Source organism: Jeotgalibaca ciconiae (assembly GCF_003955755.1).
In the GTDB taxonomy this organism is placed as follows: Bacteria; Bacillota; Bacilli; order Lactobacillales; family Aerococcaceae; genus Jeotgalibaca; species Jeotgalibaca ciconiae.
This window is the reverse complement of sequence record NZ_CP034465.1, coordinates 323,605-340,936: the sequence shown is the minus strand read 5'-3', so window position 1 is coordinate 340,936 and position 17,332 is coordinate 323,605. Positions and strand designations below refer to the sequence as shown.

Genomic DNA, 17,332 nt, shown 5'->3' with positions numbered 1-17,332 from the left:
GAAAGGCTAGAAACCAATCAAAACCACCAGTGTGAACTGGTGGTTTTGATTGGGAGAAAGATATTTTCAAATGGAATTCAAGATTCGAATATCTTTATTTTTAGTTTTTTACTGCGCTTTTCTATAAAAACTGATGCCAACTTCTGTATCTTCAACATAAGCGCCTTTTTCTAATCGAATAATCAGGTAAACCCAGTAGAAATCTCCTACACAAGCTGCTGCGTGAAGTGAAGCAATGAGAGCAAAACTAGGAGGGGTAATGATTCCAAAATAGAGTAGAAAAAATAAAATAAAAGTAATAACTATAAATGGCGCTAAACAAATCCATACAAATTTCCCCTTCGTATAAAAGGAATTTGGGCTGGTAGCATAAGCCATGCCGTTCTTGAATCCATATTTTACTTTTGCCTCTGGATTAAAAAGTTTAAAGAATATTCCGTGAATGACTTCGTGAATGATAATAAGTATGAAGAAGGCAACGAGACTTAGCAAAGTTGTCGATAAATTGAATACATGTGTTTCTTGAGCAGGTGCATCTACAATTAACGAAATAAAAGTAAAAATTGCAAAAAATAGAACGATCAATGGAATACTTATGATATTCAACCAAAATATAACTTTTTTATTTTCTAACAGATTAAGACTTTCAATTAATTCCATTTGATAGCCCCCTTTATTGTTTCTTTCTAATTTCATTTAATAAATCATTCGCTTGTGCTAAATTCATATGTTTACTTTCTTTTAGCAACTGAGATGTTTTCTCTATTTCATCCCCTTGAGCACCAGCACTAATCGCAAGAGATCTCGCATGTAAAGACATATGCCCTTTTTGAATACCTTCCGTTACTAAAGCTCGAATAGCCGAGAAGTTTTGAGCCAGCCCAACTGCTACAATAATAGATTCTAATTTTTCAGCATCAGGATTATCCAATAAATGGTGCGTCATTTTTGCACCAGGATGGAAGGAGATAGAACCACCAACCGTTCCTACTGGAAGCGGCAGAGTCAATTCGCCGACTAAATCTCCATTACTTGCTGCTTGCCAACTTGAAAGAGCACGATATTGCCCACTGCGAGAAGCATAAGCATGTGCTCCAGCTTCCATTGCACGCCAATCGTTACCACTTGCAAGAACGACTGCATCAACGCCGTTCATAATCCCTTTATTATGTGTAACTGCTCGGTAAGGATCTATTGTGGCTGCTTTTGAAGCTAACACAATTAAATCGCGTACATCTTCGCCTGATAAAGAACCCTTTTTTAAAGCTTCACAAGGGATGCGACAGCTGGCGGTTGCAAGGCATTCAGTAGCATAATTGGATAAGATCCCCATTAGGGCTTTTCCTTTTGTGAGTTCTTCTAGAAAGGGCAGGATTGCTTCCATCATCGTATTAATGATATTTGCTCCCATTGCTTCAAGGGTCTCAATTTGAAGATGAACAATCAGAAAATGAGGTGTTTGATATTCTTGGTCTGCTTCAATTTCACGAATTCGGATCGATTCTGCGCCTCCACCACGTTTTACAATAGAAGGGTGAGCTTGATTTGCTTTTTGAATGATATCAATTTCATTTTCTTCCAATAAGGCAATTGCTTTTTCAGGATCAGGGACATTGGTGATAATTGCTTGGCCGATCATCATGCGTTCCGTCACAGCTGTTTGAAAGCCGCCATATTCTCTAAAAAGCTTCGCGGCAGAACTTGCAGCAGCAATTACAGAAGGCTCCTCTGTCGCCATAGGAACAGCAAAATCTTCACCATCAATCAAGAAGTTTAAAGCTAATCCATAAGGCAGTTGATAAGTTCCAATTTGATTTTCAATCATACTGTCCGCTATTTCTTCTGAAAGATGAAGGTTATTTTCTAGAGACTCTTTCCAATCATTTTTTAAAAAGCCTGATTTTTCTAATGAAGTAATTCTCTCTGAGCGCTTTTTCTTATAAAATTTTGATAATTCATTTAAATTTTTAAATGTCATGAACAACTTCCTCTCTTACATCTATCATAATATGGTATAAAGGTGAAAAAAACCAGCCAATTATTACTTGGCTGGTTTAGTAATTTATTACATACCTTCGTTTTCAACGACAGCTTCTGGATTTGAAATGATAGAATCATCGAATTGCCCAATTACTCTTGAGGAAACGACTCCGGCTAACATGGAATCATTCACGTTGACCATTGTCCGCATCATATCAATAACCGGTTCTACAGAAATAACTAATCCGACAATAGCGATTGGCAAGTTAAGTGCTCCTAGAACAATTAATGCTGCAAAGGTAGCGCCGCCACCAACGCCCGCAACTCCAAATGAACCAATTGTAACAATGGCAATTAAAGATAGAATGAACCCAACGCTTGTTACATCGATGCCAACAGATGGAGCAATAATAGTTGCTAACATGGCAGGATAAACACCTGCACAACCATTTTGACCGATCGATACTCCAAAACTTGCAGAGAAGTTTGCTGATGCTGAATCTACACCAAGTGCTTCTGTTTGTGTTTTAATGTTTAATGGCAATGCACCGGCACTAGAGCGAGCCGTGAATGCAAAACTTAAAACCGGAAAAGCTTTTTTGAAGTACGCAATCGGGCTGACTTTTTGTGTAAGTAGAATTAAGCTATGAACAATTAATACAACAAACAATGCAGCATAGGACGCAAGCACAAATATTCCTAAATTAAGAATCGCTTGGAAACTTGAAGTAGCCGTCATTCTCGTTGTCAAAGCTAGAATACCAAATGGAGTCAGACGAAGAACCAGTGTTACGATTCTCATGATAATTGATTGAATCGCGTCCAATCCCTTTTTAAAAGTTACGGCATTCTCCACATCTTTTCTTTTAATACCCATATAAGCGACACCAACAAATGAAGAGAAGATTACTACTGAGATGGTAGAAGTACTTCTTAATCCAGCAAAGTCTTCAAAAACATTGGAAGGGATAAAGTTAAGAATTTGTCCAGGGATAGTCAAATCCATTACCTGCTGTTGTCTTTCCGCAAGGGCTTCAATTCGTGCTGCCTCTGCAGCTCCTTCAACAAATTGTGCACCATCCAAATTAAAAATCATGACTGCTGCCCAGCCGATAAAAGCTGCAATGGCTGTTGTTCCTAATAAAGTGATGAGAACTGAAAAACTAATTTTACCTAAATCTTTGGTTTGCTCAATTTTTGTAAAAGCTCCTACAACGGAAACAAAAATCAATGGCATAATTAACATTTGCAAGAATCGAACATAACCAGATCCCACTATATTCATCCAGTCCATTGTAACGGTGGTGATTTCACTATCCGCTTCAAAAAGTAACTGAATGACGATTCCAAATACAAGACCAATTGCTAGAGCAGTAAATACGCGAGTTGAAAACTTGACATATTTAGAAGCCATACGATGCAGTAGAAATAAGAATGCGACAAAGATTACTAATATTCCAATAATAATGACCGTATTCATTATAAACCTCCTTTTAAAGATTTTTTAACTCTTCCGTCAGTATAAAGAAATTTCACATTTGTTTCTACTTTTCTGCTCTCAATATCATAAATTATTGAAGTCCAAGTTTCTTTTTGACAATTTCCTTCATTTCACTAACTTTCACTGTCGTATCATGAAGAATCGGATCGTGAAGTGCTTCGTTAACTGCGTTGGGGAAAGGAACCCCGGTTAATTCTTTTAATTGCTGCAAGGAAGCTTCCAATGAATCATTTGAAAAGTTGGCCACTGCTGCTTCAAGTACTGCCAACGGGAACTTATAAGGACTTGCAGTTGAAGCAATGACGATTTCGGTTTGATCATCCGTTGCTTCCTTGTATTGATTCGCAACAAATGCTGCGACAGCAGTATGTGGATCAATGATGTATCCAGCTTCTTCATTTGTACGTTGAATTTGGTCCTTTACGTCTTTTTCAGACGCAAAATTTGCGTAAAAATCGCTTGCTTTTGTCAGCATATCCGCTGTTATTTTGTAAATCCCTTCTTGCGATAAGGAATTCATATACCCAGCCACCAGTTTTGTATCATTTCCAGAAAGGTGATAAAGTAATCTCTCTAAATTACTGGAAACCAGAATATCCATGGAGGGGGAAGACGTTAAAATAAAATCACGGTTACGATCATAAGTACCAGAAGTAAAGAAATCTGTTAAAACATTGTTTTCATTCGAAGCCACAATCAGTTTGTTTATCGGAATGCCCATTTCTTTCGCATAATATGCGGCTAATATATTTCCAAAATTCCCAGTAGGAACAGCTACATTGATCGATTCACCAGCTTTAATCGTATTGTCTTTGATCAATTGGGCGTAAGAATAAACGTAATAGATAATCTGCGGAATCAGACGGCCAATATTGATTGAATTTGCGGAGGAAAAGCGTAACTGGTTTTCTTCTAGTTCTGCTCTTAACTTTTCATCTGCAAAAAGTTGTTTCACTTGCGTTTGAGCGTCATCGAAATTACCTTCGATTGATACTACATGAACGTTGTTGCCTTTTTGAGTAAGCATCTGCTTCTCTTGAATTTCACTGACACCATTTTTAGGATAGAAAACAATAATTTTTGTATGCGGCACTTCTGAAAAACCGACAAGAGCAGCTTTTCCAGTATCGCCACTTGTTGCTGTCAAAATAACAATATCCTCTTTAATATTATTTTTCTTTGTAGAGATTGTCATTAGTTGTGGAAGAATCGACAGCGCCATATCTTTGAAAGCAATTGTTGGGCCGTGAAATAATTCTAAATAATGAAAATCACCTGCTTTAACAAGAGGGGTGACAGCAGGTGTATCAAACTTTTCATTGTAAACTTGAATACTTTGCTTAATTTCTTCATCAGAAAAATCACTTAAGAATTCTTTCATAACAACAAAAGCAATTTCTTGGTAAGTTTTACTTGAAAGTTCTTCCAGAGTGATTGGCAGAGTCGGAATGGAAGAAGGAACAAATAATCCTCCATCTGGTGCAATCCCTGATAAGATAGCTTGTGAAGCAGTATAAGATAATTGATCATTTCTAGTGCTGTGATAGGTAATATTCATATGATAACTCCTTTGTAAAATGAGGATTTTCTAATGAAAGTATGCCACACCCCAAGAGAAAACTCAATTGGATTTTAAAACATTATCAGAAATAGGGTAAGAAGAAAGAAATTTAAAACTAAAAACAATCAATAATGTAGTGATTTGATAGAAAAAACGCACTTCCCGCTGTAAAGCGGAGGTGCGTTTTAATTATGAAAGATTATTCTTCTGTTTTGTCTTCACCAATTACTTCTGGTTCAGCTACTTCAGCATCTTCATCTGTTTCTTCTTCGAGTTGTGGAGCAGATATTACAATTACAGTACTTTCAGGGTCTGATAAAACTGTAACATTTTCTGGAACCGTTAATTCAGAAACAGTTACCGTATCTCCAATAACTAGCTCAGAAACGTCTAATTCAATTTCACTTGGAATATTTGCTGGCTCTGTCTCAACTTCTAATTCGTTTAGAGTTTGAGTTAAGATACCTTCTTTGATTTCTTCAGCTCCATTTGGAACAATGGTAACTGTAACAGTAACCTTTTGTCCTTTGGTAATAGCTTGAAGTTCTACGTTATAGTATTCAGGTTTCAATGCAGAACGATCCACATTTTTAATGATTACTTGTGTTTCTTTGCCATCAATATCAATGTTAAATACAGCGTTTCTACCTTCTGAACGTAGTAAATCTTCGAATTCCTTTGAATCAATTAATACAGCAGTAGAATCGAATTCTTTTCCAAATACAACTGCTGGAATTTTCTTGTCTACTCTCGCTTGTTTAGAAGCTGAAGTACCTAATCTTTCTCTTTTTTGAGCTTTTAATTTCATAAAAAATTTCCCTCCATCATTGTGCATATTAATTAACATAAAAACATTATTAATTAAATGCGCATAATATACAAATATTATACCATTGAATTCAAAAAAATGCTAATGTAAGCCTTATCGAATAAAAAAATCCTTCCTAATGATTAAATATGTGATTGATAAACAATAAAGTCTATGAGAAATATACACAAAAAATTGAGTGTCTATTTTATCTGAAATCTAGTATAATTTTTGAGTGCGAAAAAAATAATGAAGGAGTTGATAAAAGATGTGGTGGTTTATCCCTGCAATTATTGCAACAGTATCTTGGGGTACAGCAGATTTATTTTATAAGAAAGGTTCTGTCCCTGACGATAAATATAGTTATTTAAAGACAGTTATTATGGTAGGACTTATTATGGGATTACATGCCGTTTATGTAATTGTTTTTCAAGGCATTGATTACGATCCGTCTTACATGATTAAGTATTTACCAGTATCATTCTTTTATATTACTTCTATGGCAGTAGGATATGCAGGTTTGAGATTTTTGGAGTTATCAGTTTCTTCTCCTGTACAAAATTCTTCTGGAGCAATCGCTGGACTGTTGACTTTTATCTTTTTAGGACAAAGAATGAGTACCGTCCAATTCGCAGCGATTCTCTTGATCACACTTGGCGTAATTTTGTTGGGAGTTTTCGAACAGCGATTAGCTGAACTTGAACGCATACAAAAGAAAGAGATGATCGATCGCAAATATAAATATGGAGCATTAGCTCTTATCTTTCCTCTTTTTTATGCCATACTTGATTCCATTGGAACATTTGCGGATGCATGGTTCTTTGATGCTTATTCTGCACTAGATGAATCAACGCTGGAAATGCAAGCAAATTTATCTTATGAGTTTACTTGGTTATTAGTAGCGGTTCTTGTATTTATTTATGTTGTTGTTATTAAAAAGCAATCATTCAAATTGAAGGATCAAGTAGACCGAGGAGCGGCTGCAATATTTGAAACAATCGGACAATTCTTTTATGTCTATGCAATCAGTACAAATGCAGTAATTGTTGCTCCAATGATTTCAGCATATTCTGTAGTGTCCGTTATTCTTTCAAGGATTTTCTTGAAAGAGAAACTAACAAAAGGGCAGTATATGGCAATTTTAGCAATTATTGTCGGAATAATTATTTTAAGTATTGAGTAAAGATGATTATAAATAGTAGGCTGTCTACTATTTCTTCTTTTGAGCGTTGAATTTTTTCTCACTAGATGAAATTAACAAAAAATGACATAGAAAAACCTCGGATTGTCAATCCGAGGTTTTTCTTATCTACTAAGGGATTATAAGTTCAGCCATCAATGTCTAGCTCCCAAGTCCTGACCTAGTGAAAAAAAGATAAATTTGCCCCATTGCGCGCTTCGCTGCTCGCTAACGCATATCATTCGACTAACCCGCTGAAGCGTGAAGTCTCCTGACAATTCAGGGTCAAATTTCCTATTTTTTCATAGGCCAAGGCGGACTTGTCCGCTTTTCTTATCTAGCAAATTTCGGCAGGAGTTTGGAGAGGGTACTTGCAAATGTAACTTCTTCTTCCTCAATACCCTTCATTAATTTCTTCTTGGTTGTGAAATAGGAATAGCTCAGTGGAATAAGCGCACCAAACCAAGCAAGTGGGCCTGAAATGGCTACTCCTGTAAAGCCGAAAGCTTGAGAAAGGAGAGTCGCACCAATAATACGAGAAATTAATTCCATTACACCGGCTATTGTTGGTGACGTACTGTTACCTAAACCTTGTAAGGTATAACGATAAATGAATAGAAGTGCAAGAAGGAAATAGAATGTTGCATTCGTAAGAAAATAGATATGTACATTTTCTAAAATTGCTTCATTAGCAGTACCAACAAAAACAGTTGCTAAATTTCGTCCAATCAATACTAAAGCTGCACCCATTACAAAACTGTATATAAGAACCAAGCGGGTTATTTTTTTTACGCCATCCCAAATACGATCCAATTTTCCAGCACCATAATTTTGGGCAGCATAAGTTGCCATTGTTACGCCGAAAGATTGTAACGGCATCGTCGCAATCCCGTTAATTTTCTCTGCAGCTGTTGTAGCAGCGACTGCAGTGGAACCTAGGCCATTCAAGGTTGTTTGGATAGACATCGAACCAATCGCAATGATAGAACTTTGGAAGCCCATCGGTAAGCTGATTCTTAAATGATGAATTACTTCCTTCCGATTTGCTTTCCAATCCTCTTTGTGAATCCGTAAAATAGGAACTTTCTTCCAAATATAAACCAGACATAGGAGGCTTGCTACTAGTTGTGATAAAACAGTCGCATACCCAGCTCCCTCAACGCCTGTGTGAAAACCTAAAATAAATAAGTAATCCAAAACAATATTTAATACAGAGGTAAGAGCTAAGAACAAGAGGGGAGTTTTGCTATCACCAATTGCCCGTAAAATGTTTGAGAGTAAATTAAAAAGAACCGCTGCACCAGTACCAGCAAAAATAACAACTAAATAAGCATAAGCGTCATCGATTAAATTTTCAGGTGTTCTCATGAATACCAAAATATCGTGTGTATAAATAGTAGCAAGTGCAGTTAAAATGACACTTACTACAAGACTAATCATTAAACTGATTGCTAAATTTCTCCGAAGTCCAACAAAATCTTTTTTCCCAAAATACTGAGCAGTAATAACAGATAAGCCGGCCGTCAAGCCGGTTGCTAAACCAATAATGAAAAATGTAATACTCCCCGTAGAGCCTACTGCTGAAAAAGCGTTCACGCCGATTGTCTGACTTACGATATAAGTATCGGCCATACTGTAAAATTGCTGAAAAACATTTCCTAATAACATTGGAATCGTAAATTGAATAATTAATTGTATCGGATTTCCTTTTGTCATATCTTGTCCCATGCTCTTTACCTCCTGTTTGATTTTTTTCATAAAGAATAAAATAATTTTGCCGTTTATATATCAAACGACAATGCATAAGTATAAACTCATTCTCAAAAAAAACAACCATTTTAGCAAAAGGAATTATTAAAAAAGCATTTCAAAAAGAAAATGTGTAAAAAACATTGAAGTGTAGGTGTTTTGAACATTAAAAATTGAAGAGGAAAATCTCTTTGTAATGGAATTGAAACGAAAAAAAGAACAGTAAGAAGATTTACTGTTCTTAAATCGTTTATTTAAGATAAAGAATGATTTTGATCAAAAAAGTCTTTTTTTGTCTGGATAAAACGAGTGAAGTCATTCAACAACTGAAATAATATTGCTCGGTTTTCAAATTCGAATCTTGTTTGAGGAAGAGAGCTTTTTCTGAATTGATTCAAAAGTAGTTGGATGTCTTTCAGTAAAAATTCTCCTGTATTGTTTTCGTGTAGTTGGTCGGAGGTTAAATAGAACAAACTTGCCAATATTTTGTTTTCCTTCATTGGGATAACGCATATCTCCAAATTTTGATGCATATACTTTAGAATAGTTGTTTGATTCTTTCTCATTTCAATATATTTTATATCATACTCAGATTGATTTAAGAAACGATTTTCTGATTCTAAAAAAATCAACTTTTCAGCTTCTGTCAATAGCAGTTCTAATTTCGTTAGAAGAGAGCTATTTATAGGCGCGCCTTCGTTCAATGTTTTAGAAAAAGACAGGAGGACTTCACGCATGCACTCATCTGCTTCTTCACGCATTTTAATAATTCGATCTGATTGAGAAGGCATATAAAGGTTAATAAGTATGGCAATGCCGGCTCCGACCAACATTAAGAGAAGCTCGTTTGTAATCCATGGCAGAGAAACACTTTCTTCAATCAATAAATGGGTAACCAGCACAGAACAAGGGGCAATACCTGACTCAACACCTAAAAGGTAGGCGAGTGGGACATAAATAAGTAAGTACAAAGTAAACACATAAATCTCAAAGCCAAGAATAGAGAATACAATCGCAGCAATGGTTAAGGCTAAGATTGTGGAAAGGACACGTTTTCCAGCGGTTAACAAAGATGATTTATTTGTATCTAAAACACTTAAAATGGCAATGATTCCTGCAGATACAGCGTAGTCTAAACCAATAAGATTTGATAAAAGAATCGCAATAAAAGCCGATAAAGAGATTTTGATCGTACGTAGACTTAATGACATATGAATCCTCCTTGTAGTAAGGAAACAAAAAATGAAAAAGCAGCTTTCCTTATGATTCTATCTTAACAATAAACCCAATGATACGGAGCAACTTCTTTAAATGTATGTCCTTCATAGCTTTCTAACTCTGCAATCGTTTCTGATACAGAAGAACGTGTTGCTTCATAAGTCGGGTCAGGAATTGGGATAGCAGAAAGTAGTTTTTTAGTATAGGGATGGATAGGATTCGAAAATAATTCTTCTGAATCAGCCAATTCAACGATTTTTCCATTGTACATAACCGCGATTCGATCGGATATTTGTTTGACCATTGCTAAATCGTGTGCAATAAATAAATAAGTTAAACCCAGTTTTTCTTGTAAGTCTTCTAATAAATCTACAATTTGTGACTGAATGGATGCATCCAAAGCAGATAGTGGTTCATCTAATACAATAAATTCTGGATTGACCGCCAATGCTCTTGCGATTCCGATTCTTTGTCTTTGGCCTCCTGAAAATTCATGAGGAAACCGTTGCGCATAAGACGTTTGCAGACCTACCAAGTCTAATAACTCAGCGACACGTTCGTTTCGTTCTTTTTTATTTTTTGCTAAACCATGGATATCCAGTGATTCGCCAATTATATCTTGAATTTTCATCCGTGGATTTAACGATGCATAAGGATCTTGGAAAATCATCTGCATATGTTTCCGCATTGATTTTAATTCAGATGGATTCAAGTGATTGATATCGAAGCCTTCGAATAAGGTTTCTCCGTCATCAGGTTCATGCAATCGGAGAATCGTCCGACCGGTTGTCGATTTTCCAGAACCCGACTCACCAACGAGACCTAATGTTTCTCCGCGGTAAATTTGGAAGCTTAATTGATCCACGGCTTTAACAGTTTGATTTCTTCCGTACGGAAATTCTTTCTGGAGCTGAGAAACCTCTAACAAGACGTCTCGTTTTCCGCTATGGATTTCTGTTAATTTAGCAAGTGATTTTTCTGATTTAGCTTGATGCAGATTAGGAATAGCACTTAATAACATTTTTGTATAATCATCAACAGGATTTTCAAATACGGAAAGGGTATCTCCTTTTTCAACAACATGACCATCTTTCATAACTACCACTTTGTCACACATATTTGCTACAACACCAAAGTCATGTGTGATGAGAATGATTGCCGTTCCAAATTTTTTTTGGATATCTTTTAATAGATTTAGAATTTGTGCTTGAATCGTTACATCAAGTGCCGTTGTTGGTTCATCAGCAATGATCAAGGAAGGGTTACATGCTAATGCCATTGCAATCATCATCCTCTGACGCATCCCGCCAGAAAATTCATGGGCGTATTGCGTATAGCGATAATCCACTTGGTTAATACCAACATGTTCCATAATTTCTTTGGCTCTTTTTTCTGCTTCTTTTGCCGAAAGTTTTTCGTGAAAGCGAAGGGTTTCGGTAATTTGTTTTCCAAGGGTCATTGTAGGGTTTAATGAAGTCATTGGATCTTGAAAAATCATCCCGATATCTTTTCCACGGATAGACCGCATTTCTTTTTCAGAGTTCGTTAGCAACTCTTTTCCTAAATAAACAATCTTTGATTCCGGATGGATATGTGCGTTTGGAGATAATAATTGCATAATGGAACGGGCGGTAACACTTTTTCCGCTGCCAGATTCCCCAACCAATCCAATTGTTTCTCCTTTATCAATTGAAAAAGACACATCAGAAACTACTTTTTGCATTTCTGACCCGACTGAAAAAGAAACTGATAAGTTTTGAATAGATAATAAAGAGGTCATAATTACATCCTTCCTTAAAATAGTCTTAAAGAGAAAATAGCACTCTTTTCAAAAAAAGAAAGTAGTGAATCGTAAAGGAACGCATAAAAAAATACAGCACTGAAAAAAAGTAAGCGAATTTTCTTGACGGAAGAAATTGCGTCTGCTATATTATTAATCAATGAAAGATTACCAAATATTGAAATAAATGACATTGAAAAGAAGAGTACAAACTGATAAACAGTAAAGCGAATCCCGTTTGGTGTGAGGGGATCTGATGAATAGTTTGGAAGTGCATCTTGGAGTCGTATGGGTGAATAAGTTTATGAGCCCATAACGGGATTGCCCGTTATAGCAAATCAGTATCAAAAGATTTTTATTCTTTTTTGTACTGAACAGAGGCAACAGTATGTGTATGTATACATAGCTGTGCAGTTAAGGTGGAACCGTAAAATAATCTATTTTACCCTTAAGCAGACTTTTCATAGTGAAAGTTTGCTTAAGGGTATTTTTTTTACTAAAACTGTTTAGGGGGGCTAGAGATGGAAGCAACTGGAAAAAACAATTGGTTAAGTGCTATCAATTACTATTATGAAAAAGCTTATCAGAAAAAAGGCTGGAAAATAGGATTACTGTTTTTAGGACTTCTTTTCCATTTGGTTGTTTTTCTAAAATATACATTTCAACAGAAAAACAAACAGAATGTATCCGAGAATGTTTTAATGAAAGATTTTGAGGATAGTGGGATAGCCAAAAATCTTCGACAAAAATTAGAAGAACAAGAAAGAAACAAGAATCGCTACCTTAAAATAGAAAAAAATGAATCTCAAATAAAGCAATCAGTAGAAGAACGTTATCAAATCGAGCTTCAAAAAGAGAAACAGCTATGGAAAGACTCTTATTACCAAGAAAATAAACTTGAAGAACACACGTATTTAAAAGAAACGCTTGATGTGATCTCTACGGTACCTGGTTTTATCCTCTCATTTTTACTTGCTTGGCCGATGTATTTGTTTTTAGTAATTATCTCCATACCTACTTTGTATTACATAGCTGCTCGTTTAATTATGATGATTTTTGTCATTATCGGTGTAACGATAATTGTTTTCACTTTATTGTATTTTTCACCTTCTGATCCGGCTACAAACATTCTGGGCAATCAGGCAACACCACAGCAGATTGAAAACTTCAGAAACCTGCATGGATTAAATGATACCTACTTTGTTCAGTTGGGAAGGACGATAAAAGGAGTCTTTACATTTGATTTAGGGAATGCTTATCAAGGAAATGAAAGAGTGGTTACCTCTTTATTACGAAGGTTTCCAGTTACATTAGAATTAACAATTTTTGCTTTATCGTTGTCTGTTTTAGTCGCCTTACCAGCAGGAATTTATGCAGCTGTAAAGGCAAACTCAACTTTTGACCATTTGTTTATGTTTATTGCCTTGATTGGTATTTCAATTCCTAGTTTTTGGCAAGGATTAATTTTCATATTAACATTTTCAATCAACTTAGGATGGTTACCCGCTACTTACAATACCAACAATATAGCGTCGCTTATCATGCCGGCTGTTGTTTTAGGGACGGGATTAATGGCTTCGGTTGCTCGAATGACACGTTCATCGACACTTGAAGTAATCAATGAAGATTATATTCTTACAGCTCGAGCAAAAGGACTATCGAATCGCAGAATTATTTTACGTCATGCAGTTCCAAATGCGTTAATTCCAATCGTTACAATCATTGGCTTGCAATTTGGTGGTATGTTGGGCGGATCATCTGTAACAGAAAAAGTTTTCAATATTAATGGGGTTGGGAGTTATATAGTAGACAAACAATTTATTCCAGATATACCAAGCGTAATGGGTGGTGTTATCTACATCGCAATTATTCTCTCTATCGTAAATATGTTTGTCGATGTTTTGTATAGTTTCTTGGATCCTCGAATCCGATCTAAAATCCAAAGTGGTCAACATGGAAAATAAGGAGGGATTAAAATGAGAAATTATCGTACGACACAAATTATGAAACAACTTCAATTTAGTAATGGTCTCACTTGGGCGCTAAGTTTTTTCTTTTTATTTTTAAGTATTGAATGGCAACCATTGTCATTCAAACCACCGCTTTTAGCAATAGCGCTGTTCCACTTGATACTTAGTTTAATTCATACAGTTATTTTGTATAGAATTAAGAATAACAGGATTGATGTGGATAAAAAAAGTCTGTTTTTAAGAATAAGTGCTATCCTTTTGATTTTGGGGATTTTTGGTGGAAATATTTTTACTTTTCTTTCTGGAACTACTATGTTGAAAAGGGCGATCACCACTGGTTTTATTTATTCAATGTATATGGTCTTAGTTGATATTTTTATTATCGCCGTCACAATGCTCAATCTATTTAAACCATTTGTTTCCAATTATTTCTTAATAACGCTCTATGCATTAATAGGAATCCTGCTATTCCATCTCTTTATTTTAATCCGAGGACACAAATGGTACAGTTGGAATCCTACAGTAAAAATAGTCGTATTAGGTATATTAGTTCTCACTTCTTTAAGCGGAAATGTACTTGCATTATTTGTAAGTATTTCGATGTACCGTCTCGATCAAAATTTGTCGGGCGAAAGAAGACAGACAAGCATACGAGAAAAATTGACTAAAAATTACGCGGCATTACTCGGACTTTTCTTTATTACCTTTTTAATTAGCATAGCGATCACCAGCAACTGGTCTTTCAGTCAGTCTTTTGCTACACAAAACAATTATCAAAATGTCTTACAAGCACCTTCACTTGCCTATCCTTTTGGAACAGATAATTATGGAAGAGATGTATTTTCACGAATTGTCTTTGGTTCTCAGATTTCCTTGTCGGTAGGTTTATTGTCTACTTTACTGCCATTTTTTATTGGCGGTGGTTTAGGAGCTGTTTCTGGTTTTTATGGTAATCGGACTGATAGCATCATTATGCGTCTGCTTGATGTATTATATGCGATTCCTGGTATGTTGTTAGCTATTACAATCGTAGCAGCTTTTGGTGCATCAACTACAAATTTAATCATCGCTTTAAGTTTGGGTTCTATTCCGTCCTATGCTCGCACAATGCGGGCAAATGTTATGCAAGTGACTAATTATGAATATGTAGAAGCAGCACGAGCGCTTGGACAGACAAATTGGTCTATTCTCAGAAAGCATATTATTCCCAACGCGATGGCACCCATGATTATTCGTTCAACTTTAACAATAGGAACAGCCGTTATTTCTACAAGCAGTTTAAGTTATCTTGGATTAGGAGTAGAGGCTCACGTCCCAGAATGGGGAAATATTTTAAGAATAGGGAGTGAATATCTAGAAACAAATCCGCACTTGGCGATCTATCCAGGATTAGCCATTATCTTACTTGTTTTATCGTTTAACTTTTTAGGGGATGGATTGCGTGATGCGACAGACCCAAGATTGAATTAATCAAAAAATGATAGTGGAGGAGTACAATATTATGAGGAAAAAATTATTACCATTCATTGCTACAGCATCTTTGACCCTAGCTGCTTGTTCCGTTCAAACTGAGGGAGACGCAAATCAACCAACAGATGGTACGGATGTTTCGTCTAACGTTGAAACAACAGAAAAAACAACCATCGAAATATTAGGAACAAGTTCAAATGAAACGGACATGAATATTGTTCGTGATCAACTGATTAAAAATGGCTTTAATGTCGAATTGAATACACAGCCTGATTATGCGAGCTTCACAGCTCAAAAAGACGCTGGTAATTACGATTTGGCTATCTCAAGTTGGACAACTGTAACGGGAAACCCAGACTATGCGGTACGATCCCTATTCATAACCGATGGTGATTACAGTATCATGTCTGATTCAGACGTGGATGCATTGATTAATCAAGCAGCTTTAGAAACACCAGAAGAGTATGTCAACACATATAAAGAATTGGAAGATGCGCTTGTAACAGAGAATGCGTATATTATCCCATTGTATACGTCCTTAAAAGCTCAAGCGTTTAATGAAGAAATCTTGAATCCTGACACTATTCGTTTATCAAAATCACGTGCATTTGCATGGGAGCCAGTATCTTTTTTAGATGAATCATTGAATGATACAGACACCCTATTACTAACGCAAGCAAATGGAAACCTTACTTCATTGGATCCTGTAAAAGGAAATGATGGATCCATTAACCAATTGAACACAAACATGTATGTTCGTTTAGTAAACCTAACGGATGATGATCAAGTAGTCTCAGATGGTTCCCTATCCTATAGCCATGCAATTGCAGAAGGAAATTCAGAATATTACTTTGTTTTACGTGACGATATTAACTTCGCAAAAGTAGAAGAAGGACAAGCAGTTGATACAGGAGAAATGGTAAGCGGGCAAGATGTTATTTTTTCTATGAACCGTGCGAAAGATCAAAATTCTGTTCCAGACCATCGTACTTATTCACTGCATGAACATATTGATACAGTAGAATTGGTAACTGATTTAAATGAATTAGAAGATACACAGTTGTCTGACGGTTCGGGTAATATTTTAGATGCTCTGGAAGAAAACTTATCAAATCCAATCAACGAAGTAGTTGAAGGAGCTGACCAAGTTGATAACTCAACAGGAAATTACCAAGTTATTAAGTTAACAACAACTGAGCCTTTCCCACAAGTATTAAATTATCTAGCGCATCAATCGGCTGGAATCGTTTCACAGAAACAAGTGGAAAGTATCAATACTTATGATATTGCCAGCTATGATGTAAATAACGATATTGCATACGGTGACCAACGTGCAGTTACCGAAGGTGCTACTTACGACAATCATTTATATGCAAGTGGCCCTTACATCATGATTCAAAAAAATGATTATGAAGCAACATTCCAGAAGAACCCAGCGTACATGCCAGATACAGAAAATACAGCGAATATTGCTAATGTAACGGTTCGTTTCATTGCAGATATGGATAGTGCATTATCTTCTCTACGTGCTGGCGAAGTTCACTTGCTATATGGATTGGATGAAACGAAATATGAAATTGTTGAAGGCGAAGAGTCATTGGCGTTACAAAGTATTCCAAGTAATGCGGTAACCTATATGCTAGTAAATACAAGTGGACGTGAAGTTTCAGAGAGTGCGGATTTACGTAAATCAATTTTGTACTCCATTAATCAAGATGAAATCAACGCAGCTTATAATGGAAGCAAACTAAAAGCATATTCAACGGTTAGCCCATTAGTGGATACAGGAAATGAATTAGTAGCAGATCCAGCTAAAGTAGAAGAATTCTATGAAGCATATTTAGAAACAGCAGAATAATTATTTAGAAAAGCGAACAAGTCCGCCTTGGCTTATGAAAAAATAGGAAATTAGCCCTAATGAGCAGCGAAGCGCGCAATGGGACAGATTTATCTTTTTTTCATTAGGCCAGGACTTGGCAGCTAGACATAAAAAACAGGGACCAGAGAATTCTTCTGGACTCTGTTTTTTTTCGAATAGTAGTAAGAAAGTACTATATATTGTACAAACGGAATGGTACAATACTAAATGTTGTTATTTGAACATAAAGGAAGGGA

Annotated in this window: 12 protein-coding genes, 1 pseudogene and 1 other annotated feature; of the genes and pseudogenes, 4 read left to right on the top strand and 9 right to left on the bottom strand. The window is 35.9% G+C overall.

Annotated features, from left to right (window positions below):
- Positions 1-108: 108 nt before the first annotated feature.
- The 5 genes from EJN90_RS01615 to EJN90_RS01595 form a co-directional block, all read right to left on the bottom strand.
- Positions 109-660, bottom strand: coding sequence for a DUF3267 domain-containing protein (locus EJN90_RS01615; protein ID WP_126108562.1), 552 nt, complete (start codon positions 658-660; stop codon positions 109-111).
- Between the two features lie 13 nt (positions 661-673).
- Complete coding sequence (locus tag EJN90_RS01610; RefSeq protein ID WP_126108561.1) at positions 674-1,978, bottom strand: hydroxymethylglutaryl-CoA reductase, degradative; 1,305 nt, start codon at positions 1,976-1,978, stop codon at positions 674-676.
- 87 nt (positions 1,979-2,065) lie between these two features.
- Complete coding sequence (locus EJN90_RS01605; protein WP_126108560.1) at positions 2,066-3,460, bottom strand: L-cystine transporter; 1,395 nt, start codon at positions 3,458-3,460, stop codon at positions 2,066-2,068.
- A 91-nt stretch (positions 3,461-3,551) separates the two neighbouring features.
- Positions 3,552-5,039, bottom strand: coding sequence for a threonine synthase (gene thrC, locus EJN90_RS01600; RefSeq protein WP_126108559.1), 1,488 nt, complete (start codon positions 5,037-5,039; stop codon positions 3,552-3,554).
- A 202-nt stretch (positions 5,040-5,241) separates the two neighbouring features.
- Positions 5,242-5,850 (bottom strand): 50S ribosomal protein L25, encoded by a 609-nt coding sequence (locus EJN90_RS01595; RefSeq protein ID WP_164543966.1) that lies wholly within the window; start codon positions 5,848-5,850, stop codon positions 5,242-5,244.
- 268 nt (positions 5,851-6,118) lie between these two features.
- Between EJN90_RS01595 and EJN90_RS01590 the strand changes: the two genes are divergently transcribed.
- Positions 6,119-7,033, top strand: coding sequence for a DMT family transporter (locus EJN90_RS01590; RefSeq protein ID WP_126108557.1), 915 nt, complete (start codon positions 6,119-6,121; stop codon positions 7,031-7,033).
- Between the two features lie 330 nt (positions 7,034-7,363).
- On the opposite strand, the gene EJN90_RS01585 is transcribed toward EJN90_RS01590, so the two are convergent.
- The 4 genes and pseudogenes from EJN90_RS01585 to EJN90_RS13975 all read right to left on the bottom strand — a co-directional run.
- Positions 7,364-8,758, bottom strand: a complete 1,395-nt coding sequence (locus EJN90_RS01585) for an MATE family efflux transporter (RefSeq protein WP_126108556.1) — start codon at positions 8,756-8,758, stop codon at positions 7,364-7,366.
- A gap of 275 nt (positions 8,759-9,033) precedes the next feature.
- Positions 9,034-9,990 carry an aromatic acid exporter family protein gene (locus tag EJN90_RS01580; protein ID WP_126108555.1) on the bottom strand — a complete coding sequence of 319 codons (957 nt, stop codon included), beginning with the start codon at positions 9,988-9,990 and terminating at the stop codon, positions 9,034-9,036.
- 62 nt (positions 9,991-10,052) lie between these two features.
- Positions 10,053-10,949 carry an ABC transporter ATP-binding protein gene (locus EJN90_RS13980; RefSeq protein ID WP_227872599.1) on the bottom strand — a complete coding sequence of 299 codons (897 nt, stop codon included), beginning with the start codon at positions 10,947-10,949 and terminating at the stop codon, positions 10,053-10,055.
- 3 nt (positions 10,950-10,952) lie between these two features.
- Positions 10,953-11,777 (bottom strand): annotated as a pseudogene (locus EJN90_RS13975) (ABC transporter ATP-binding protein); the annotation flags it as partial.
- A 184-nt stretch (positions 11,778-11,961) separates the two neighbouring features.
- Positions 11,962-12,230 (top strand) — a binding site (T-box leader).
- A 68-nt stretch (positions 12,231-12,298) separates the two neighbouring features.
- Between EJN90_RS13975 and EJN90_RS01570 the strand changes: the two are divergent.
- The 3 genes from EJN90_RS01570 to EJN90_RS01560 are packed head-to-tail and all read left to right on the top strand — an operon-like array spanning position 12,299 to position 17,075.
- A complete protein-coding gene (locus EJN90_RS01570; RefSeq protein WP_126108553.1) occupies positions 12,299-13,741 on the top strand; it encodes an ABC transporter permease in 1,443 nt (480 codons plus the stop codon).
- A gap of 12 nt (positions 13,742-13,753) precedes the next feature.
- Complete coding sequence (locus EJN90_RS01565) at positions 13,754-15,217, top strand: ABC transporter permease (protein WP_126108552.1); 1,464 nt, start codon at positions 13,754-13,756, stop codon at positions 15,215-15,217.
- 31 nt (positions 15,218-15,248) lie between these two features.
- Entirely contained in the window at positions 15,249-17,075 is a 1,827-nt protein-coding gene (locus tag EJN90_RS01560; protein ID WP_126108551.1) for an ABC transporter substrate-binding protein, read from the top strand.
- The last annotated feature ends 257 nt before the right edge of the window (positions 17,076-17,332 follow it).

Coding starts and splice junctions, on each gene's coding strand:
- EJN90_RS01615 (WP_126108562.1), bottom strand. CDS start 660: ATGGAATTAATTGAAAGTCTTAATCTGTTAGAAAATAAAAAAGTTATA.
- EJN90_RS01610 (WP_126108561.1), bottom strand. CDS start 1,978: ATGACATTTAAAAATTTAAATGAATTATCAAAATTTTATAAGAAAAAG.
- EJN90_RS01605 (WP_126108560.1), bottom strand. CDS start 3,460: ATGAATACGGTCATTATTATTGGAATATTAGTAATCTTTGTCGCATTC.
- thrC (WP_126108559.1), bottom strand. CDS start 5,039: ATGAATATTACCTATCACAGCACTAGAAATGATCAATTATCTTATACT.
- EJN90_RS01595 (WP_164543966.1), bottom strand. CDS start 5,850: ATGAAATTAAAAGCTCAAAAAAGAGAAAGATTAGGTACTTCAGCTTCT.
- EJN90_RS01590 (WP_126108557.1), top strand. CDS start 6,119: ATGTGGTGGTTTATCCCTGCAATTATTGCAACAGTATCTTGGGGTACA.
- EJN90_RS01585 (WP_126108556.1), bottom strand. CDS start 8,758: ATGGGACAAGATATGACAAAAGGAAATCCGATACAATTAATTATTCAA.
- EJN90_RS01580 (WP_126108555.1), bottom strand. CDS start 9,990: ATGTCATTAAGTCTACGTACGATCAAAATCTCTTTATCGGCTTTTATT.
- EJN90_RS01570 (WP_126108553.1), top strand. CDS start 12,299: ATGGAAGCAACTGGAAAAAACAATTGGTTAAGTGCTATCAATTACTAT.
- EJN90_RS01565 (WP_126108552.1), top strand. CDS start 13,754: ATGAGAAATTATCGTACGACACAAATTATGAAACAACTTCAATTTAGT.
- EJN90_RS01560 (WP_126108551.1), top strand. CDS start 15,249: ATGAGGAAAAAATTATTACCATTCATTGCTACAGCATCTTTGACCCTA.